This is a genomic window from Thermococcus eurythermalis (assembly GCF_000769655.1).
Classification (GTDB): domain Archaea; phylum Methanobacteriota_B; class Thermococci; order Thermococcales; family Thermococcaceae; genus Thermococcus; species Thermococcus eurythermalis.
In genome coordinates this window covers 661940-683570 of sequence record NZ_CP008887.1, presented here as the reverse complement: position 1 = coordinate 683570, position 21631 = coordinate 661940, and the positions used below count along the sequence as shown (strand labels likewise).

Genomic DNA, 21631 nt, shown 5'->3' with positions numbered 1-21631 from the left:
AATCGTAAAAGTTAAAATTAAATTCTCAGACATCAATTACGGTGACAGCTATGACTGAATGGACATTTTCTGACCATAACTTAATACAAAAAGACGTTGTGCAGATTCTTCGATTCTATGGATTCACGGCTCAAGAAGAAACACCTGCGAGAATCCCAGAAGGAGGATACGGAAGAACCGACGTCGTCGGTAAAAAGGGCCATATAACAATAGGAGTGGAGATTGTAGACAGCGGGGATGTCGCCAGAGATGCCAAGAAGCTGGTAATGAATGGGTACACATACAAATACATTATCGTCCTTCGCCCTTCAAAACACGTGGATAAAATTTTGGTTGATGGAGAAATTGTAAAGGTTCTCGATCCGACTTCCTTTGAACATGAGCTTCGCCGGGACCTAAGAATACCTCCAACTCACCCGTATTTTAGAGGGGGACTCCAACAAGAACCAGAGATTGAGATAGAAAACATAGCCTCTTCCATCCTCCAAGAGATACGAGATGAACTCTATGACATTGGCTTGGAGATGTACGAGAAAGACGTGTTTGATGCACTGAGAAGAGTCTACATTTCGGGGGAACTCCAAGCGGAAAAACGAGTGGGATATAACCCTGCGGCAAGGATGCCTGGGGAATATCAAACTGTAAACATTCCACCGGAAGTGTTAGCAATCCTTGAGAAACTACAACTTGTTAACACTCAACGAGTCGGAACTGGATACAGCAGAAAGTTGGTGTTATTCCCGAACGAACGGGGGAGAGAAGCAGGTCACGCAATTGTTACTAAAACAATCAGTAAATATCAGGACGAACTTGGCAGGCTCATTCAAAATTATGGCTCCCAGATATGGATTGTCTTGATGGGTTCATTATCAACAAGGTATCCAGGCCAAGATGACTTTTACATAAGCTATCCAATAAATCCAATGAGGAAACTCTACGACGGAGTACTATACAAACCAGAACCCTATGAGAAAAATCCACTGAAAATCATGAAATCAATCTATATAGGAAGAAGCTCATACATTCGTCTTACCTCCCCATCCATAGCACTATTCACAAAGTTTGTAGCGTATACAACACTAAGAGACTTTGCGCTTAGCCTCTTTGAAGAACTAGAAAGATTTGGACTTGCAATAAAGGATTACCTGTATGACTCAAGATGGCACCCCATTGAGGAAGTTTATAAAGCTCCCAGAGAGCTCTTTGAGTTCTTTATCTCGCGCACGAAAGAGCCACCACAGTTAGCATATTACGCCCAAAAGCTGAGTGCTTATTATGTGATTGCTAGAGTTTCCGAAATAGTGCATGCACAAACTGCCCGGAGAACCTATGAGGAACTCCTACAGATATTAGAACTCCCTGAGACAGCAGTAGCCGAGGTGTTGGCAGATATGAACAGACTTGGAATCACTTCACGGCTAGTTACACGGCCAGATGCTGCACCTTTCATCGTATTAAACAAAAAGGCATTTGAAAAATACCTAACGGACAAGATTACAGAAATCGCCAAATACGTCTAGCACTTATGTTGAGGGCTCCACTCATTCATCCACTCCTCAACTTCTTTCAGCGTTTTTCTGAGTTCCTCAACTTCTTCCCAGGCCATACTTCCAAACGCAATCATCAGAACGTCAATGTTACCTTTCTTCTCCTTCTTCCGCTTGGAAGTGCGTTTCTCATCCTCTGTCATGTCAAAAATTGATCTCTCGCTTACTTAACGTTTCCCCTCATCCAAAAACCCCAGCCTCCACACCACCCAGGGCTGGGCAACGATTATGGTTAGAAGTAGGGGAACCGTCAGTTTTTCAACTTTTCTTGGCGCGTAGAAGTTAACTAATCCTTTCGAAACCCTTATAACTTATGCCCCCATAAGTTACTTACGGTGGCGTAAGTGCTGTTTGACCTCAGACCGAAGGAGAGGAGAGAGGATATTTTCGACAGGGAAAAGGAGTTCAAGGACCTTGAGAAAAGCGTTGAGAGGTATCCTCTGACTCTCCTTCTCGGAATAAGGCGCGTGGGCAAGAGCTCGATACTCAGGGCTTACCTCAACGAGAACCCCGGGATTCTGATAGACTGCAGGGAGCTCTACGCCGAGAGCGGGCACATAACGAAAGATGACCTCATAAGAGAAATTCAGTCGAAAAGGGGACCCCTTCAGAGAACCCTTGCCCGGTTCAGGGTAAAGCTGAACCTCCGGTTTCTTGAGATAGAACCGGAAGAGGCCTCGCTGAGGGAGGTCTTCAGGGGGCTGAACGAAGTCGGCGAGAAAACGGGGAGGCTCATAATAGCCTTTGACGAGGCCCAGTACCTGCGCTTCTACGGCTCACGGGGCGGGAAGGAGCTTTTGGCTTTGTTTGCCCACACCTACGACACTCTGCCAAACCTCAGGATTATCTTAACCGGCTCGGAAGTTGGCCTGCTCCATGACTTTCTTGGCATAGACGACTACGAGAGCCCGCTTTACGGCAGGGTCGGGGGCGAAATCTACGTCAGGCCCTTCGACGAAAAAACCTCAAAGGAGTTCCTGAGAACAGGCTTTAGAGAAGCCGGCCTCGATGTGGATGACGACACCATAAACCGCGCCGTATCAATCATTGACGGAATCCCTGGCTGGCTCGTCCTCTTCGGCGTGAAATACCTTGAAACGAGAGACTTCGAAAAGGCGATGGAAGCAACGCTCAACGTTGCAAAGGGCCTGCTGTTCGGTGAGCTGGAGGAGCTTGAAAGGAGGAGCAGGAGGTACACTGAGATTTTACGGGCGATAGCCCTCGGCTACAACAGGTGGAGCCTGATAAGAGACTACCTCGCCGTGAAGGGTATGAGAACTCCCGAACCACGGTTATACGAACTTCTCAAGAACCTGAAGAAGATGGGGTGGATTGAGGAGGAGAACGGGGAGTACAGATTGGCCGACCCAGTGATTAAGCTAATCCTGAGAGGGTCATAGAGCCTGATTGCACTGGTTGGGCTTTTGCTTTTCCTTTTCCATTCAGTCACATCACTTTTCCAAAATTTTCACCTTCAATCCGTACTCCTCGAAGCGCTTGAAGCCCTCATCGCAGGTGTAGAGCGTTGCGTTGTTGGCTATGGCAGTGGAAGCTATGAGAAGGTCTTTCAGGGGAGGTCGTTTTCCTTTCTTCATGAGGTCTCTGAAAATCGCTCCCGCTACCTTTGCGGAGTTTTCATCGAATTCAACCTTGGGCATCATCTCAAGCATTAGTTCCTCCCTCTCTTTGAGATGACCACAGTGAAGTTCAAAAATGACAATCGTTGGTAAATGATATTCCCTGTTCCCTTCTTGATAGAGCTCTTCCACAATCTTTCCGTTCCCGCCGAAGAGCTCGATTACCACGCTGGTGTCCAGGAGTCCATCCATTCTTCGACCTCCTTCAATTCCTTCTTGAGCTCTTCAAGCTCTTCGGGGGTTCTCGTTCCAAAAGCTATCATGAGCACGTCAAGGTTGCCCTTCTTTTTTTTGCCTATAAGCTCCCGCAGTATCTCGGAAAAGCTCTTGTTACCCTTCATCTTCACGAGCTCATAGTAAACGTCATCGGCTATGGTTATCGTCTTTCCCAAATCCCCTCACCTATAAGTGCATGCACACACGAAATATTTAAAGATTGCCGGCAAACATCTTCCACGTAATCCACAGCTGGGCGACGACGATCAGTGCAAGCGCTAACGCAGTCATTACTCTACTCTTCTTCGACCCGTAGAGACCCACAAGGCCAAAGAGGAAGTTTAGACCCGCCAGCTTGAGGAGAAACTCCACAACCTCGTACTTCTGCCAAGGGCAAAGAGCCGACCAATTAAATCGTCACCGCTGGGGTAAGATAAGTGAAGCGCGATGAGCCTGACAGTAACGAGAACTGCCGTATAAAGGAGGTTCTGCTTTATTGTGACCTCAATAAGCAAACCTCTATCTGGCTCCCTGCCGGTAATGAGCCTGTAGAGGGAAAGCGGGAATACCATCACCCAGATAACCATGGAGACGAGCACAATGAAGAAAGCAAAGATGTATGCCCAAAGGGCTATTCCGTTGAGGAGTCCCCTAACAGGGTCGCCAGCCAGCAGTACGACAGTCGAGAAGAGGCCCCAGAACACGAGGGTTTTTCCAATAATATCAAAAATCTCCTTGGCGAGGTAGAGCCTGCCGTGGGTCTTCTCAATGATTTCTGGAAGGCGCTTTAAGTCCTCCCGCGAGTAGCCGTACCTTTCTAAGGCCTTCCCGACGAAGTGAAGGGCCGCGATGAGAAAGGGCACCAGAAGGACCACGACTGCAATGACGCCGAGGGGGCTTAAGTTGTCCCTCATCTCTGATGAAATCGTCCAGAGCACAACCCAGAAGCCCACGGTGAGGAGCCACGGCATGAGGTAGTCCCTAACAAAGACCCGCATGGATGCTGGTATTCCTAATAAGGCAGACAACTTTTCTCAATCCTCCTGAAAGGAGTCATGCCACCCAAAAGAAATCTTGAATTGTAACAGGTAGGGCAGTGAAAACAGAAAAAACGAATAGAGATGTCAGATTAGGAGCTCAAACTCGTCCCCATGCTCAACGGCAACCCTGAGAACCCCATTCTCAAAGCTCTCGTCCACGATTCTACCCTCAATCGCCTTGACTTCCTCAACGCCCCTCAGCGCGACTTCGCTTGCACCGCTCAGGTGGTTCCTGAAGCGGAGGGTTCTGCTGTCCCCGCCGAGCAGGGTGGCAGTCGAGTAAACGACCTCAACCCCCCCGACCTTAACGCCAAAGGGCATGAAGAGAGCCCCGCGCTTTCTCATCTCGATGCCGTCTAGGAGCTTCGGAACCTCGATTCCCCTATACTTCACCTTTCCGAAGACCCTGTGGCCGCGGGGGTTGAGCACGACGAGGTAGTTGCCGCGCGGAATCGCTATCATGTCCCTGTCGGTCACGCTGAAGTCTCTGTCCACCCCCTGCATCTCCAAAAGCCTGTCAACGAACTTCCGGTGCAGGTCGTGGTAGCTTGTGTAGTACTGGAGCCTGAAGCCGAGGACGATGGCACTCCCCCTCCCCTTCCTAACGAGCGTTCCCGCGGGCTTCCCGTAGTGGAAGACGAAGGGCTCCCCTCCCCTGACTTCCCGAACCGTGTTCCTGACGAGCATTCTGTCTATTCCGTCGCTCTCAACGCTCGTGAACTGGATAAGCCTAACGTTGTCCCTCGCCTCAACCCTCTCAACCTCGACGCCCAGGAACTCTGCCAGGGACGAGTAGGGCTTCATGTTCTCGTCGAGATACGGAAGCATCGGCAGGATTACGAGGTTTCCGCCCCTCTCGACGAACTCAGCGAGCTTGTCCTGGACTTCACGGGACATGAAGTCGAGGGAGTAAACCCAGAGCTGGCCGTAGCCCAGCATCTCCTCCACGCTTGCCTCTTCAAGGTCTAGGACGTCAAAGGGGACGTTGCTCATTGCCAGGAGCGTCAAGAGCCCGCGCTCGCCGAAAAGGTACTCGTTGAGGTTCACGCTCTCCGTCAGACCGTCCCGGAGTCCGAAGGTTGAGAGAGCCTCGTACGGCTCGTAGGTACCGAAGGCGACCTTAGGCCGGAGCTCTGAGCCGGCAAAGCCGGGGTTGTTGAGCAGGAACTCGCCGAGCCACTCTATTGGCTCCACGTGAGGGCGCTCGTCCCCGTCAAGGCTGAGGGGCGAATAAACGTCCCACGTCACCCCGTTGTGGGACTCGTAGCCTTTGGGATTCTCACCGCCGACGTAGAGGTAGTAGTTGATGTTGTGGATTCCAAGGGCGGCTATCAGCGAGTAGAGGTGCTCGGCCTCGTCCGGCTCGATGGTGTGGGCGAGCGAAGCCTGGGTCTCTATACTCAGCGGCGGCGTTCCGAGCCTCTTCTGGTAGAAGCGGTAGATTCCAGTTTTGTAGTAGATGTGGCCGAGCCTGTCCTCCTTGAGGTCGAAGGAGCGGTAGAATGAGTACCAGAACTCAGTCCACAGGTGGACGCTGAGGCCCCTCTCAGTTACATAGCGGTAGAAGTGCCTCCACGCCGCGAGGAGCAGGTACGGGTCGAGTATGCTTATTGGGACGTCCACGTAGCGCCTGAGGTGGTCGTAAAGGGTTTCCACGTAGCGGTTGGTCATCCATATCTTGAAGTGGTGCCAGTCGAGTATCTTCGGCAGGGGCTCGTCTTCGCTCGCGGGGGCGCGGACTTCCGAGTAGTCCCCCACGGGCGTCCCGTAGCGCTCGCTCAGCTCGTCAAGGGTGTAGTTGTCCCTCAGCCACCTCTCCCATAGGCCGCCGGGTCTTATTATGACCTCGTTGTAGTCCGTCAGGAAGGGCTGAAAGATTGTCTCCCAGTAGGACGGCTCATCGTCTATTGACACGCTTATTATCGGTCCGCCGTTGGTGTAGAGGTACTCCCTGATTATTGGGAGGACAGCGTCATACCACTTCGAGACTGCCTCCAGGTAGGTCGGGTGGAGATAGGTAATCGGCGGGTAGTAGATGTCTCCAGGAAGCGGGCCGTTGGGGCCCCTGGCGAGTATCTCCGGGTGTTTCTGGATAAGCCAGTCCGGGATTCCGCCGTTCCTCCACTCGCCGCAGATGTACGGGCCGGGCCTTATGATGACCTTAAGGCCAACTTTGTCCGCCAGCTCAAGGAACCCCACAAGGTCTCTCTGGGGGTGCGTCTCGCCCGTGAAGTCGAAGCTCCCCTCTTCCGGCTCGTGCCAGTTCCAGGCGACATAGGTGTCCACGGTATTGAGGTTGCGCCTCTTCATTTTTTCCAGTCTGTCTCGCCAGCTCTCCCTCGGCACCCTGAAGAACTGGAGCGTCCCCCCGTAGATGAGGAAGCGCTCCCCGTCCAGTATGTAAGTCTTACCATCGTAGCCAACCTTCATCACCATCACCACTTGACCACCTTGCTGAGAAACCTTGGATTGTCCGGATTCAAACCGCGCGATACGGCCTTGTAGTAGGCGAGGAGCTGAATTATCGGCAGGTAGATGACGGGACTTGCAAGCTCGTCCAGTTCGGGGACTTCGATGAAGTAGTCCGCCCCGGTGTCGCGCCTTCCGACGGTGAAAACCTTCGCCCCCTGGTTCTGGAACTCCCTAGTGAGCTTCTCGTGCCAGTCAAAGGGCTCCGTTACAAGGAGAACAACGAGGGTTCCGTCGTCGGCGATTGACTTGAATCCGTGCCTGACCTCGAACGTCGGGTACGCCTCGCTCCAGAAGAGGGCCATCTCCTTCATCTTCAGCATGGCCTCAAGGGCTATCGGGTAGAGTATCCCGGAGCCGAGAAAGATAACGTTTCTGAAATCGAAGCCCTCAACCAGCTCCCTTACGTAGCCCTCGTTCCCGAGAACCTCTTCTGTAAGGGTTGCAACGTGACCGGCGTCGAGGGTCTCCCCCCCGTAGGAGTGGAGCAGTAGCTGGAGGTAAGCGAAGTAAAAGGCCGGGAACGAGTGAGTCATGACGACGCTCTCCTCGTGGGCCGGGACGACAAGGGCGTAGTCTGCCTCCCTTGAAAGGGTGCTCTCGTAGGCCGTCAGTGCGAACTTGGGGACATCAAGAACCCTAAGGGCCTCAACGGCCTCGGTCGTCTCCCCCGAGCGGGATATCGCAACGAGGAGCTCGGGGCTCCCAATGCTGTACCACTCGCGTGAATAGAGAAGTTCGGAGCAGGGGGCGCTGAACCCCCTGCCCCCGAGGCGGGTGGTTGCCATGGCCAGCGGCTGCGACAGGAAGTGGGAACTGCCGCAACCTGTATACACTATCTCTCTCGGTAACCGGAAGTCGTGATTGGCCACGAAGTCCTCAAACGCTTTCTGGGCCTTCATTATTCCCTCAGGAGTCTTTCTAATCTCCTTAATCGTCGAGTGCACCTCACTCACCCCCGTAAAGATGACAGGCAACCCAGTGATCTTTTTCAACCTCAAGAAGGGCCGGGCGCGACCTGAAACAGGTTTTCCTGGCTCTGGGGCACCTGGGGGCGTAGCGGCACCCCTGGAGGGAATACACGGTTTCCTCTTCCTTCTCCGGCTCTATGCCCTTGAACTCCCACTTGACGTTCAAATCCGGGACGCTCTCAAGGAGCATTTTCGTGTACGGGTGGAGCGGGTTGTAGAAGACCTTCTCGGTGTCGCCCATCTCCACCACTGTCCCGCGGTACATGATAATCGTAGAGTCGCTGATGTAGTAGCCGAGGGCCAAATCGTGGGTGACGAAGAGGATAGAAGTCCCGTACCTGTCCCTGAAGTCGCCGAGAAGGTTGAGAATGTCAATTCTCGTGCTTGCGTCGAGCATCGAGACGGCCTCGTCCGCTATGAGGAGCTTCGGCTTCAACAGCAGGGCCCTCGCTATGAGGATTCTCTGGAGCTGGCCGCCGCTGAGCTGGTGCGGGAACTTTCCGCGAATCTGGTCTGGGTTGAGGCCGACCTGGACGAGGGCCTTGTTGATTGCCTCGTCCCTCTCGCCCCTGCTGACGTCAGGGAGGTACGAGTCAAATACAAGGTCAAAGGACCTGTCTATCGGGTACAGGGGGTTAAAGCTCGCAAAGGGGTCCTGGAAGACGGCCTGAACCTGGCGGTAGTAGTCCCGCCGGAGCTCCTTCTTGCTCATCTGGAGGACGTCCCTGCCCTCGAAGAGTATCCTCCCGCCCGTCGGCTGGATTAGGCGCAGGATGAGCTTTCCGATGGTCGTCTTCCCGCTGCCGCTTTCTCCAACGAGGGAAACTATCTCCCCCTTCTTCATGGTGAAGCTGACATCATCAACGGCCCTGATTTCAAAGCCCCCGATTAGGCCGGAGGTGAACGTCTTCGTGAGGTGCTCAACCCTCAGAAGCTCGCTCATCAGTCCTCACCCCCGAGAAGGTGGCAGGCCGCGTAGTGCTCTTCACTCACTTTGGCGAGCCCAGGCTCGACGTGCGGGCACTTGTCGAGGGCGTAGGGACAGCGCGTGTAGAAGCGGCAGCCCTTCGGCGGGTTGAGAAGGCTTATCGGGTAGCCGGGAATTCCCTTGAGCTTCTGCTTTTTGTACTGCACGCCCATTCTCGGCAGGGAGTTGAGGAGGAGCTGGGTGTAGGGGTGGCTCGGTTCGTTGATGACCTCTTCCGTCGGGCCGATTTCGACGACCTTGCCGGCGTACATCACCATTATCCTGTCCGCTATCTTGTCGAGCAACGCTAAGTCGTGGGTGACGAAGATTATTGACTTGACGATTCCCTCTTCCATGAAGTAGTGGAGGAGCTCGATGACGACGCGCTGCGTGGTAACGTCTAAGGCAGAGGTGACCTCGTCCGCGATGAGCAGGTCGGGGTTCAGCAGGGTAGAGACCACCATTGTCGCGCGCTGGCGCATGCCGCCGCTGAGCTCAACGGGGTACATCTCGGCGACCTTTGGGGAGAGCTTGACCATCTCAAGCCTCTCACGGAGGAGCTTCTCAACCTCCTCGCGGTCTGTGCGGCCGTGTTCTCTCGCCAAGTCCCAAACGATGTCCTTGATTTTCTTCGTGGGGTTGAGGGCGTTCATGGCGTACTGGGGGATGATGGAGAGCTCGGTGTAGCGGATTTTCCGGGACTCCCTAACGTCCATCGTCATCAAATCCCTGCCCTTGAACAGGGCCCTACCGCCCATGTGCACCATCGGGGGCTTTCTGAGGATTAAGGAGTGGACGAGCGTCGATTTCCCACAGCCGCTCTCGCCGGCTATTCCAAAGACCTCCCCCTCCCTCACCTCGAATGAGACGCCATCAACGGCCTTAACGTGTCCAAGGGGCGTTGAGTAGTACACCCTGAGGTCTTCAACGTTGAGCATTGCCATTTTACTCCCTCCTGAGGCGCGGGTTGAACACTTCCTCAAGGCCGATGTTGATGAAAAACAACGCCGTGATGATGAGGGTGATTATCAGCCCCGGCGGAATGAACCACCACCACCAGCCAAACTGGAGCGCGTTGTAGGCTATTGCCCTCTGGAGGATGTTTCCGAGCGAGACCATTGTGGTCGGGCCCAGGCCTATGAAGTCGAGGGTGGCGCTCGCGAGGATTGCCCCGCTGAACTGCAGGATTCCGGCCATGAAGACATAGGAAATCATGTTGGGCATTACCTCTGTGAAGACAATCTTCAGGTCGCTGAGTCCAGCAAGCTTTGATAGGTGGACGAACTCCCTGTTCTTGAGCGAGAGGGTCTGACTTCTAACGGCCCTTGCGACCCAGGGCCAGCCGGTGAGGCCTATGATGACCGCCTGGACTTCCGGCGTCCTTGCGGACAGGTATGCCGCGACCAAGATGAGGAGCACGATAGAGGGGATAACGAGCATTATGTTGGTGAACATCATCAGGAGCTCGTCCACCCAGCCACCCTTGTAGCCCGCGAAAAGGCCTATCGTTATTCCAAGGGCCGTTCCTATAACCGCCGCGAGGAACGCTATCCACAGGCTCGTCCTCAGGCCGTAGACGAGCCTCGCGTAGAGGTCCTGGCCGTTGATGTTCGTGCCAAGGATATGGAGAACCTCGACCTCCTTGCCCGTGTACGTCGTTATGACCTCCCTGCTCATCGGCGGGAGGGTCTTCTCACCGTAGGAGGCTATTTTAACGCCCTCGACCTTTGTATAGTAGAGGCCGTCCCACGCGAACGGAGTGAGGAGCGGGCCTATGAGAGAGAACACTACAAAAAACATCAGGAGGCCAAAGCCAAACTGGAACTTTCTGTTCCTGAACGCGATTTTAACGACCTCGAACCGTTTCCTCCTGGGCATATTCAACCCTCCGTGTAGCTGGCCCTGACGCGCGGGTCTATGAAGGCGTAAATTATGTCAATCAGGAAGTTGGCCGCGAGGACTGAGATGACGACGATCAGGAACGCTCCCTGGAGGAGGAAGTAGTCCTGGTTGAGGGCGGCGTTCATTATGAGCACTCCTATTCCCGGGTAGTTGAAGACTATCTCCGTCGCAATAGCCCCAGCAACCATCATTCCGAGCTGTAAGGCCAGACCCGTGACCTGGGGCAGAATAGCGTTCCTGTAGGCGTGCTTGGTCATCAGCTTCTCGCTCGCGCCAAGGGCCTCAAGGTAGCGGACGTAGTCGGCTTCAAGCTCGTAGATTATCATGTTGCGCATTCCTATCGCCCAGCTGCCTATCATGACTATGAAAAGGCTCAGGAAGGGCAGAATCCAGTGGCTGAGGAAGCTCTTGATGAACGCCCACGAGAAGCTTGGAACCATGTCGGGCGCGTAGGCGCCAGAATACGGGAGCCAGCCGAGTTTAACACCTATAACGTAGACGAGAATCATCGCGAACCAGAAGTAGGGCATACTCGCGAGGAAGTAAAAGACCGGCATCGTGTACCTGTCATACTTCTTGTTTTTACCCGCGATTGCACCGAGCCAGTTTCCAACAAGCCAGCTCAGAACGATTGCAGGCAGGAGGACGATTATATCATAGGGGAGGGCGTGCCCGATTATACTCGAAACTGGGGCGTTGTACAGCATACTGTACCCCAAATCCCCGTGGAAGAGGTTGGACCAGAAGTTTATGAACTGCTTCCAGAGCGGCTGGTTTAAGCCGTAGAGCTCTTCGTAGAACTTCACGAGCTGAGGGCCCGCGGCGCTACCGCTCCGCGACATCATCGCCTCGATTGGGTTTCCCGGCATAAGCCTTGGGAGGAGCCAGTTGAGAGTCACGGCAAACACGAGGGTTATCACATACACAAAGACCTTTCGTGCGAGGTATTTCTTGAACCCCATTGTTACCCCCACCGCGTTTGTTGTATAGATAAGGAAAAGGAAAGGAGACATCACCTTCTGCGTCTCAACAGGAGCGGGACGACTGCAAGGCCCACAATGAGGGCCGGGCCGCAGATTCCTCCACCCTCTTCATTGGTCGAGCTGGAGGGCGTGCTCGTGGTCTCCTGGGACTGCGAGGGTGAAGTTGTATGAGACTCCGTGGTCGTTGCTGGAGCCTCGCCGGCCGGCTTAACTCCCAGAAGCGCCAGGGCGGTTCCCCAGGTTCCATACTTGGCCCAGAATATCGGGACGCCGTAGGGGTTCTTCTCGTTGGGCCAGTTGGTCCAGTACTTGGTGTTGGCCTCGTAGAACAGGGTGGCCATGTAAACCGGGACGGCGGGAACGTCTTTGAGCCAGATTTCGCTGAGCTTCTTTACGTATTCTGCCTCCTTGTTTGGATCGGTGGTCTTAGAGAACTCGTCAAGCACACCCTGGGCCTCGGAGTTTGTGTAGTTTCCGAAGTTCGCAACACCCCCCTCGCTGAGAAGGGCGTTGTAGACAGCGTAGGCGGTCGGCTGGAAGGTTCCGGACCAGTGGAGACCGAGGTCGAACTCGCCGTTGTGGTACCTGTCCATCATTGCACCCCAGTCGTACTTGTCTATGACGACTTTGATTCCAAGGGCCCTGAGCTGGTTCTGGATTATCTCCGCGGCCGAAATCCAGTCAGAACAGCCGGCACAGGTGACGAGGTGGAGCTCGATTTCTTTGCCGTTGTAGGTTCTCCAGCCGTTCGAGTCCTTCTTCATTCCAAGCTCGTCGAGTATCCTGTTGGCCTCGGCGATGTCCCCGTAATTCCAGCCGTACTTCTCAACGAGGCCGTCGAGGTCTATCTTGTCGGCCCACTTCTGGAGGAGACCGGTTCCAAAGGGTATCTCCGCGGGCTTTCCGCCGATGGGACCGTTCTTAACAATCTGGTCTGGGTTTATGGCCATGGCTATGGCCTTCCTGAACTGCGGGTTGTCCATTGGAGGCTTCTTGGTGTTGAAGTAGAGCAGAACCGGGGCAACCGGCGGGAAGTACGGAGGCTCCTCAAGCCAGCTGGCGAGGTTCGGGTTCTGCTTCTTTGCCTGGACGATGTCAATGTAGTAGGTTCCAACGTCGAGGTCTCCCTTGATGAACATGTTCGCGGCCTGGGAGTTGTCCTTAACGTAGAGCTGGATGATGTATTTCGGAGCCGGTTTGCCGAAGACGTCGTTGCCCCACCAGTCGTCGTTCCTGACGAGAATCGCCTTCTGCTGCTCCACGACCTCATCAAGCTTGTAAGGGCCAGAACCGACAAGGTACTTCTTCTCGTCACCGAGAAACGTCATCTTGGGTATCTGCTTGGGGTCAACGTCCTTGAAGATGTGCTTCGGAATTATGAGGGCACCCTGCCCCCAGCCGTAGAAGAGCTGAAGCTGCCAGAGCTGGTAGTTAGGGGTGCCGTCAAACACGAACTCGACTGTCCTGTCATCCACAACTTTTATCTCCTCCAGGCCGAGGGCAGTCCAGTCCCTCAGCCCAATCTCCTGGTAGTACTCGTAGGAGAACTTAACGTCCTCAGCGGTGAGGGGCTCACCGTCCTGCCATCTGAGCCCTGAGCGGAGCTTGACCTGGAAAACGTTTGGTTCCACCCAATCCCAGCTTTCGGCGAGCCAGGGTTTAAGTTCGCCGGTCATGAAGTTCAGCATCGCGAGGGGCTCGAATATGAGGCCATCGAGACCGATGATATTGCCGCCTTGGAACGGGTTTGCGTTTGTCGGAGGAGCACTGTTGGCAGTGTACAGCGTCTCACTCCTTGGATACATCGAAGCAGCGCTGACTGGAGCAAAACCAAAAACGCTACCGAGCATCACGGCCACAACGGCCATGGCCAGATACCGTTTTGCAGTTTTCATAGTTTGTCACCTCATTATAAACAATGTCAATTTTATAACATTTTGGGATTCTATATAAAGCTTTTGGCGGACGTTTATGTCCCTCAATGCATAAACTGTGCGCAAATTACAGAAATGTGCCCCGCCACACTCAAAAACTATAAAAGCCATAAGAACCACAAATAATTACAAAGTTATAAAACAAAAAGCGGTGAAAGGATATGTCCAACTTCCTCTGGGGTGTCGTGCAGTCGGCTTTTCAGTTCGAGATGGGAGATCCCCTAAGAAGGAATATAGACTCCCGGAGCGACTGGTGGCACTGGGTCAGAGACCCGTTTAACATCAAAAACGACCTCGTGAGCGGAGACCTGCCCGAAGACGGGATAAACAACTACGAGCTCTACGAGATAGACCACCGCCTGGCTAAAGGCCTCGGACTGAACGCTTACCAGCTCACAATTGAGTGGAGCAGGGTATTTCCCTGCCCCACGCGCTCGGTAGAGGTTAAAGTCGAGAGGGACTCCTACGGCCTGATAAAGTGCGTGAAGGTTACAAAGGGAGCCCTTGAAGAACTTGACCGGCTCGCAAACAGGAGGGAGATCCTCCACTACCTGGCGGTTCTCAGGAACCTCAAAAAGCTCGGTTTCACGACCTTTGTGACCCTGAACCACCAGACGCTGCCCATCTGGGTTCACGACCCCCTCTGGACGAGGAGCGACTTCGAGGGGAGCAGGGCGAGGGGCTGGGTGGACGAGGACAGCATAATCGAGTTCGTAAAGTTCTCGGCCTATTCGGCCTGGAAGTTCGGCGAGCTGGTCGATTTCTGGGCGACCTTCGATGAGCCCATGGTGACCGTCGAGCTCGGCTATCTGGCCCCGTACGTCGGCTGGCCGCCGGGAATCCTAAACCCCGAAGCAGCGAAGCGCGTTGTAATCAACCAGATGGTGGCGCACGCGAGGGCGTATGACGCGATAAAGGAGCACACAAAAGCGCCAGTTGGGATAATACTCAACATAATCCCAGCCTACCCACTAAACCCCAGCGACGCCAGGGACGTCAAAGCCGCCGAGAACTACGACTACTTCCACAACAGGCTCTTCCTGGAGGCCCTGAACCGGGGTAGGGTTGACCTGGAGCTTGACTGGAACCCGGTAAAAATCCCCCACCTGGAAAGAAACGACTGGATAGGCAACAACTACTACACGAGAGAGGTCGTCAAGTGGGTTGAGCCGCGCTTCAAGGAGCTCCCGATGGTGACCTTCGTTGGGGTTGAGGGCTACGGCTACTCCGGGAACCCGAACGGCGTCTCCCCGGACAACAATCCGACTAGTGACTTCGGCTGGGAGGTCTATCCGAAAGGGTTATACGACTCCACCGTGGAGGGCGCAGAGTACGGGAAGCCGGTTTACATCACCGAGAACGGCGTGGCAGACTCAAAGGACATACTCCGCCCAAGGTACATAGTTGAGCACGTGGAGGAAGTCAGGAGGCTCGTCGAGAACGGAATAGACGTTAGGGGCTACTTCCACTGGGCGCTGACCGACAACTACGAATGGGCCATGGGGTTCAAAATCCGCTTCGGCCTCTACGAAGTGGACATGATAACAAAGGAGCGCATACCAAGGAGGAACAGCGTTGAAACGTACCGCAAGGTTGTAAAGGAGGGATTGGAATGAAGACGATAGCGGTTGATGAGAAGACGTGGAAGAAGATTAAGATGCTCAAGGACAAGCTCGATGCCCGCTCCTACGACGAGGTTCTTCAGAAGCTCATAGAGACGTGGCACCTCGTCGAGCTCGACAAGAAGGTGGACAACGTAATCGTTGATGAGGAAGAGGCAGAAACTCTGATTAACATACTCGAAAAGAAGAAGGGGAGTTGACCATGCCGCTGCCTCCCGACATAACCTTCGACAGCATAACGCTCCTCAAAATGCACACAGCGAAGAGAAAGAGACAGCTAGAAATAACGCTCGCCAAGTTCAACGTCTCCCTCTCGATAATAACAGTCTACCGCTACCTCTCGGCCAAGGCCTACCTCAAGAGGAACGTCGAGAAGGAGCTGGAAGTCCTCAAGGACATCTACAACATAATCCCTCTCGACGACAGGATAATAACCAAGGGGGCCCAGATAGAGGGCCAGCTCCTCCAGAGGGGCATCATGCTCGACCTTGAGGACATACTGACGGCCTCAACGGCAATATGCACCAACAGCCTCCTCGTAACGGACAACCCCAAGCGCTACGAGCCCATAAGGCAGTTCGGCCTCGACACGATGCCCCTGGAGAAGTTCCTCGGCGAGCTCGAAAGGATAGTGAAGAAGGAGCTCAAATGAGCTCCGCAAAGGGAGTTATGTGCAGGAACAGCCCGGGGATAAAGCGCAGGCCTTCGGCGTACTTTGTCCCGACCTTTTTTCCATAATACAGCGCCACAGTCCTGAGGAACGGCTCCCACTTCTCCCAGACATCGTCGGTGAACTGGCTCCGGTGGGCCCTGACCGCCCTCAGCTTCAGCTTCATAAGGTCGGTTATATCAACGAAGTAGTTGGGCTTCGCGGTGTAGTAGAAGCCGAGGACATCAACCTGGTGGGGCTCTATGCCCAGCTGGAGGTCGCTCGGAACGACGTTTGGCAACGGGGAGAACGAAACTGCCTCAAGGGCGAGCCTGCCGGCGGTTACGTGGTCGGGGTGGGCCTCATACGGCAACCAGGGGTCGGGGGCGAGAACGGCGTCAGGCTTCTCGCGTCTTATGACCTTGATTATCTGGTTCCTCGCCTCAACGGTGTAGGGGAGCTCCGTATCTTTGTAGCCGAGCCAGATAATCCTGTTCACGCCGAGCATTTTTGCACTCTCTTCCTCCTCCCGCCTGCGGGTTAATGCCAGCTCGTGGGCGCTAACACTTTCATCGGTGGTTCCCATTGAGCCGTCGGTGAGGCAGAGGTAGACGACTTCCTTCCCCATCTCAGTCAGCTTCCTTATCGTGCCCCCCATGCCGATGACGCAGTCATCAGGGTGGGGCTCAATGCAGAGAACCTTGTCCACGTCATTGAGCGGGTTCTCCAGGTCAAAATCCAGCTTGTCTATAAGCGCTTTCAGGGCGGATTCAAAGTCATCAAACTCCTCGAAGGCCAACTCAACCACCGCCGTTTTATAAAAATTGTCAATTTTATAATGTTTTTGGTTAGTTTCTACCCAGCCTGTGTGACGACATGGCCAACATTATGGGGGCACTGACCACGATGTTCCAAAATTACAAAAATGGCATAAATATAAAATTGGAAAAAGTTATAAATAATTGGAGCATATCCAATGCGACAACCCTTGAGGTGTCGCGACATGAAAAGTGGAAAGGCAACCCTGCTACTCGTAGCCCTGCTGGTGCTCTCCCTGGCACCGCAGGTGTACTACCCCTGGGTTTCTGGAGCAACGACCGTAGAACTGAGGGGCCAGGCCATCGCCTGGGACATCGTGAACCTGACATGGAGCCCCTACGAGGGGACAAAGGCCTATGAGGTCTATCGCTCAACAGACCCAAACGCAATCCTGAGCCCCAGCAACCTCGTAGCGACGGTTAACTGGAGCAGTTACCCCCAGTACGAACCTGGAAAGGTCTACAATCAGGGTGACATCGTTGAGTACAACGGCAAAATATGGCGGGCAAAGTACTGGACGCAGAGCGTCCCCGGAGGCGATGCATGGACCCTTCTTGGAGACGCCGTCCCGACGACCAACTACCTCGATCAGTGGAACCTCAAGGCCAACACGACCTACTACTACGCCGTGGTTCCGGTTCTGGCAGACGGCTCGAGAGGCAGTCCCTCAAACGTCCTGACCGTAACGACGCCCGCCCAGCCGTACAGGGTCGTGGTCTACTACATCTCCTGGGGCAGGTACGCGAGGAAGTTCTACGTCAGCGATATCCCCTGGGAGAAGGTCACCCACGTGAACTATGCCTTCCTGAAGCCGAACGAGGACGGGAGCATAAGCTTCTTCGACAGCTACGGCGACGAGCTCAACCTGGAAGACCTGAAGGAGTACAAGAAAAAGTATCCGCAGGTCAAGGTGCTCATCAGCGTCGGCGGCTGGACCCTGAGCAAGTACTTCTCGGACATAGCGGCAGACCCAGCCAAGAGGCAGAGGTTCGCGGAGAGCGCCCTTGAATACATCAGAAAGTACAACCTCGACGGCCTCGACATTGACTGGGAGTACCCGGGCGGGGGCGGAATGGAAGGAAACCACGTGCGCCCGGACGACGGTAAAAACTTCGTCCTCCTCCTCAAGACCGTCAGAGAGGTGTTCGACAGGGCGGAGCTTGAGGACCGCAAGGAGTACCTCCTCACCGCGGCAGTCCCGGCAGACCCAGTCAAGGCAGGAAGGATAGACTGGGCCGAAGCCACCAAGTACCTCGACTTCATAAACGTGATGACATACGACTACCACGGCGCATGGGACAGCATCACCGGCCACCTCGCGCCGCTCTACGCCGACCCAAACGCCCCGTACACCAACCCGAACATAAAATGGAACTTCAACGTGAACGCTTCCATTCAGTGGTACATCAAGCACGTCCCTGACAAGACCAAAATCGTTCTCGGCCTGCCGTTCTACAGCAGGAGCTTTGCCAACGTTCCGCCCACCAACAACGGCCTGTACCAGCCCTTCAGCGGAACCCCCGACGGAACGTGGGGGCCAGCCTGGGAAACCTACGGCGTGATGGACTACTGGGACGTGGCCGAGAAAAACAAGAGCTCGGAGTACAACTACTACTGGGACCCCGTGGCAATGGTCGCATGGCTGTACTCACCGACGAAGAAGATATTCATAACATTTGACGACCCGAGGGCCATAGGCATAAAGGTAGACTACATGCTCAAGAACGGAATCGGAGGCGTCATGGTATGGGAGATAACCGCGGATAGAAAGCCGGGCACCAACGACCACCCGCTCCTTGACACCGTTCTGGAGCACCTCGGAGAAAAGCCGCCGGCGTGGATTCCCGACACCTACTACCTCGGTGCAAGCGTCCCGGCAAACCTGACCATCCCGGAACCGAGCTATGACAACAGCACGGATTCTGAAGAGCCCAACACCGGAGACGGAAACCAGACCGACACAGGACAGCCGGACAACGGGGCCGGCGGTAACGACAGCGGCCAGCCAGAAGAGAGCCCGGACAACTCAACTGACACCGGAGACACTTCAAACCAGACCATAGAGCCGGTAAAACCGGGTGCGATAGCCGTAAAGCACACCTCGTGGGGCACCGGCGGTGAATACGACATAACCCTAAACCTCGGAGGCGAGTACGACTGGAAGCTCTACGTAAAGCTCGAAGGCGCGAGCCTGGCCAGCCACTGGAGCGCCAATAAAGCGGAAAACGGAAGCTGGATTGTCTTCACGCCCCCGAGCTGGAACCGCGGGCCAACTGCAACCTTTGGGTTCACCTACACCGGCGGCAACCCAGAGATGATCGCGGTTCTCGTGGTAAACGGGGCCGTGTGGGACGTGTGGCCCGAAGGGACACCTGTGCCTCCGGAATTCGGCGGACTCAACGGGTCTTCAGGGGACTCTTCAAACGACAACACGGTACCGGGAGACGTTGCACTCCCGGCGAAGGTTCAGTGGCCGGCAAAGGTCTTCTCACCCTACGTCGACATAACGCTCTACCCGACCCCATCAATAAGCGAGATGATGAAGAAAACGGGCGTCAGGTTCTTCAACCTGGCGTTTATCGTGGCGTCCACCAGCGGGGCCTGCGAGCCCGCGTGGGCCGGGGCCTACAAGGTTTCAGACAAGTTTTACCTCGAGGAGATAAACAGGGTCAGGAGCATGGGTGGAGACGTCCTCATAGCCTTCGGAGGCGCTAACGGGCCGTACCTGGCAGAGAAGTGCTCCTCCCCGGAGGACCTGGCTTCGGCCATAGAAGAAGTCATAACAACGTACAACGCCACGTGGCTCACCTTTGACGTGGAGGGGGCGTACCTCCAGAAGATGGAAGACAACGACAAGCGCGCAAAGGCCCTCGCAATGATTCAGAAGAAGTACCCGAACCTAAAGGTCAGCTTCACCCTTCCTGTTCTGCCCAGCGGCCTGACCCAGGCAGGCATAGACTTCCTGAAGAACCTCATCGAGAACGGCGTCAGAATCGACCGCGTTGACATCATGGCGATGGACTACGGCGACTGGGCGGCACCCAACCCCGATGGAAAGATGGGCGAGTACGCGATTCAGGCAGCCAAGAGCACGTTCAACCAGCTTAAGGAGCTGTTCCCCAACAAGAGCGACGCTGAAATCTGGCAGATGCTCTCCATTACCCCAATGATAGGAGTGAACGATATAACAAGCGAGGTGTTCTACCCGAGCGACGCCTGGAAGCTCATGGACTGGGCAAACTCAACCGGCGTTGGAATGCTCTCGATGTGGTCAATGACCAGAGACCACCCGGGAAGCGGCGGTGTTTCCCCGCGCCACTCAGGACTGCCCGACATTGAGGACTACGAGTTCAGCAGGATATTCAACCAGTACACAGACCAGAGCGGCCTCCCGGCCCTGGACTTCACACCAGAACTCGGCCCGATTCCACGGCCGGACACTTCAAACGAGGGCACCCCAGACAACAACCAGACCGACACCGAGCAACCTGACAACACAGACAACGGCACCGACTCAAGCGGAGACCAGAACCCCGCCGGCAACGTCACGCTTGTGAGACCGGGGGCAATTAAGGTTACACTCAACGACTGGGGCAACACCGAGTACGATGTCACACTCGACCTCGGGGGAACCTACGACTGGACGCTGAAAGTGAAGCTCAGAGAGGGCTCATCTATAAGCTCCCACTGGAGCACCAACAAGGCCGAACAGGACGGGTACATCGTGTTCACCCCAATGAGCTGGAACCGCGGGCCAACGGCCACCTTCGGTTTCATAGCAACGGGAAGCAAACCCGTGGAGCAGATGGTGCTCGAAATCAACGGGGAAATCTGGGACATCTGGCCAGAGGGGAGCTCAATATCCCAACCTGACCAGAACCAGAGCGACCAGACACCCTCCCAGAACCAGACCGAAACAATCCCCGACAACACAACCTACGTCCCAGCCGGCCCGGGCCTTCCGGAGCACTTCTTTGCCCCGTACATTGACGTGACGCTGGGCGTCCACAGGCCCCTTGTGGACTACTACAACCTCACCGGGACGCCGTACTTCACCCTGGCCTTCGTCATCTACAGCCAGGCATTCAACGGGCCCAGCTGGGGCGGAAAGCTCCCGCTCGATGCCTTCGTTGAGGAGGTCAAGGAGCTGAGGGAGGCCGGGGGCGATGTCATAATAGCGTTCGGCGGTGCGGTTGGGCCCTACCTCTGCCAGCAGGCCCAGAGCGCCGAACAGCTGGCCCAGTGGTACATTCAAGTAATAGACATGTACAACGCAACGTACCTCGACTTTGACATCGAGAGCGGTGTCAATGAAAACGTGTTCATTGAGGCCCTCAAGATAGTGCAGAGGGAGAGGCCCTGGGTCAAGTTCAGCCTTACACTGCCCGCGGACCCAGGAATAGGAGTCGCAAGGGGATACGGGCTCATAGAGAGCCTCGCCAAGAACGGCGTCGAGGTTGACAGGGTCAACCCGATGACCATGGACTACTACTGGACGCCGGCCAACGCCGAGAACGCGATAAAGGTCGCGGAAAACACATTCAGACAGCTCAAACAGATATACCCGAACAAAACGGACAGGGAAATATGGGGAATGATAGGACTGACCCCGATGATCGGAACCAACGACGACAAGAGCGTGTTCACGCTCAGCGACGCCCAGCAGCTCGTTGAGTGGGCAGTTCAGCACGGACTGAGGTCCCTCGCCTTCTGGAGCGTGGACCGCGACCACCCAGGGCCTGAGGGAGAAGTCTCGCCGCTCCACAGGGGAACCAGCGACCCTGACTGGGCCTACAGCCACGTCTTCGTGCAGTTCATGACTGCGTTCCAGCCCCAGGGCGTCGTGCCCCAGGCGGTCGCAGTTTCGATATGATT

19 protein-coding genes are annotated in these 21631 nt (G+C 55.0%); 6 read left to right on the top strand and 13 right to left on the bottom strand.

Annotated features, from left to right (window positions below; all coding sequences use genetic code 11):
* Positions 1-41: 41 nt before the first annotated feature.
* Positions 42-1520, top strand: a complete 1479-nt coding sequence (locus tag TEU_RS03585) for a hypothetical protein (RefSeq protein WP_144244809.1) — start codon at positions 42-44, stop codon at positions 1518-1520.
* On the opposite strand, the gene TEU_RS11780 is transcribed toward TEU_RS03585, so the two are convergent.
* Positions 1517-1690, bottom strand: coding sequence for a hypothetical protein (locus tag TEU_RS11780; RefSeq protein WP_169741387.1), 174 nt, complete (start codon positions 1688-1690; stop codon positions 1517-1519). The two genes, TEU_RS03585 and TEU_RS11780, sit on opposite strands and share 4 nt — an antisense overlap.
* Before the next feature lie 201 nt (positions 1691-1891).
* On the opposite strand from TEU_RS11780, the gene TEU_RS03580 reads away from it, so the two are divergent.
* Positions 1892-2947, top strand: a complete 1056-nt coding sequence (locus TEU_RS03580; protein ID WP_050002489.1) for an AAA family ATPase — start codon at positions 1892-1894, stop codon at positions 2945-2947.
* Positions 2948-2998: 51 nt separating this feature from the next.
* On the opposite strand, the gene TEU_RS03575 is transcribed toward TEU_RS03580, so the two are convergent.
* The 11 genes from TEU_RS03575 to TEU_RS03530 all read right to left on the bottom strand — a co-directional run bounded on the left by TEU_RS03575 (position 2999) and on the right by TEU_RS03530 (position 13627).
* Positions 2999-3376 (bottom strand): type II toxin-antitoxin system VapC family toxin, encoded by a 378-nt coding sequence (locus TEU_RS03575; RefSeq protein ID WP_050002488.1) that lies wholly within the window; start codon positions 3374-3376, stop codon positions 2999-3001.
* The gene (locus TEU_RS03570; RefSeq protein ID WP_050002487.1) at positions 3346-3576 is read right to left on the bottom strand and encodes an antitoxin VapB family protein; all 231 of its coding nucleotides are present in this window, start codon (positions 3574-3576) and stop codon (positions 3346-3348) included. Before TEU_RS03570 ends, TEU_RS03575 begins: the two co-directional genes overlap by 31 nt.
* A 37-nt stretch (positions 3577-3613) precedes the next feature.
* The gene (locus tag TEU_RS11850) at positions 3614-3772 is read right to left on the bottom strand and encodes a hypothetical protein (RefSeq protein WP_227738763.1); all 159 of its coding nucleotides are present in this window, start codon (positions 3770-3772) and stop codon (positions 3614-3616) included.
* Positions 3742-4398 carry a hypothetical protein gene (locus TEU_RS03565; protein WP_227738762.1) on the bottom strand — a complete coding sequence of 219 codons (657 nt, stop codon included), beginning with the start codon at positions 4396-4398 and terminating at the stop codon, positions 3742-3744. Before TEU_RS03565 ends, TEU_RS11850 begins: the two co-directional genes overlap by 31 nt.
* Positions 4399-4524: 126 nt before the next feature.
* Entirely contained in the window at positions 4525-6870 is a 2346-nt protein-coding gene (gene glmA, locus TEU_RS03560) for an exo-beta-D-glucosaminidase (RefSeq protein WP_050002486.1), read from the bottom strand.
* Between the two features lie 5 nt (positions 6871-6875).
* Entirely contained in the window at positions 6876-7865 is a 990-nt protein-coding gene (gene glmD / locus TEU_RS03555; RefSeq protein ID WP_320407206.1) for a glucosamine-6-phosphate deaminase, read from the bottom strand.
* Positions 7858-8823, bottom strand: a complete 966-nt coding sequence (locus TEU_RS03550; protein WP_050002485.1) for an ABC transporter ATP-binding protein — start codon at positions 8821-8823, stop codon at positions 7858-7860. Before TEU_RS03550 ends, glmD begins: the two co-directional genes overlap by 8 nt.
* Positions 8823-9791 (bottom strand): ABC transporter ATP-binding protein, encoded by a 969-nt coding sequence (locus TEU_RS03545; RefSeq protein WP_050002484.1) that lies wholly within the window; start codon positions 9789-9791, stop codon positions 8823-8825. Before TEU_RS03545 ends, TEU_RS03550 begins: the two co-directional genes overlap by 1 nt.
* A 1-nt stretch (position 9792) precedes the next feature.
* The gene (locus TEU_RS03540; RefSeq protein WP_050002483.1) at positions 9793-10725 is read right to left on the bottom strand and encodes an ABC transporter permease; all 933 of its coding nucleotides are present in this window, start codon (positions 10723-10725) and stop codon (positions 9793-9795) included.
* Between the two features lie 2 nt (positions 10726-10727).
* Entirely contained in the window at positions 10728-11711 is a 984-nt protein-coding gene (locus tag TEU_RS03535; RefSeq protein WP_050002482.1) for an ABC transporter permease, read from the bottom strand.
* A 50-nt stretch (positions 11712-11761) separates the two neighbouring features.
* Positions 11762-13627 carry an ABC transporter substrate-binding protein gene (locus tag TEU_RS03530; RefSeq protein ID WP_050002481.1) on the bottom strand — a complete coding sequence of 622 codons (1866 nt, stop codon included), beginning with the start codon at positions 13625-13627 and terminating at the stop codon, positions 11762-11764.
* 200 nt (positions 13628-13827) lie between these two features.
* On the opposite strand from TEU_RS03530, the gene bgaS reads away from it, so the two are divergent.
* The 3 genes from bgaS to TEU_RS03515 are packed head-to-tail and all read left to right on the top strand — an operon-like array spanning position 13828 to position 15940.
* Positions 13828-15282 (top strand): beta-galactosidase BgaS, encoded by a 1455-nt coding sequence (gene bgaS / locus TEU_RS03525; RefSeq protein ID WP_050002480.1) that lies wholly within the window; start codon positions 13828-13830, stop codon positions 15280-15282.
* Entirely contained in the window at positions 15279-15488 is a 210-nt protein-coding gene (locus TEU_RS03520) for a hypothetical protein (RefSeq protein WP_050002479.1), read from the top strand. Before bgaS ends, TEU_RS03520 begins: the two co-directional genes overlap by 4 nt.
* 2 nt (positions 15489-15490) lie before the next feature.
* Positions 15491-15940, top strand: a complete 450-nt coding sequence (locus TEU_RS03515; protein ID WP_050002478.1) for a type II toxin-antitoxin system VapC family toxin — start codon at positions 15491-15493, stop codon at positions 15938-15940.
* On the opposite strand, the gene TEU_RS03510 is transcribed toward TEU_RS03515, so the two are convergent.
* A complete protein-coding gene (locus TEU_RS03510; protein ID WP_050002477.1) occupies positions 15933-16736 on the bottom strand; it encodes a PIG-L deacetylase family protein in 804 nt (267 codons plus the stop codon). The two genes, TEU_RS03515 and TEU_RS03510, sit on opposite strands and share 8 nt — an antisense overlap.
* Before the next feature lie 204 nt (positions 16737-16940).
* Between TEU_RS03510 and TEU_RS11465 the strand changes: the two genes are divergently transcribed.
* The gene (locus TEU_RS11465) at positions 16941-21629 is read left to right on the top strand and encodes a glycosyl hydrolase family 18 protein (RefSeq protein ID WP_081947193.1); all 4689 of its coding nucleotides are present in this window, start codon (positions 16941-16943) and stop codon (positions 21627-21629) included.
* Positions 21630-21631 lie beyond the last annotated feature (2 nt).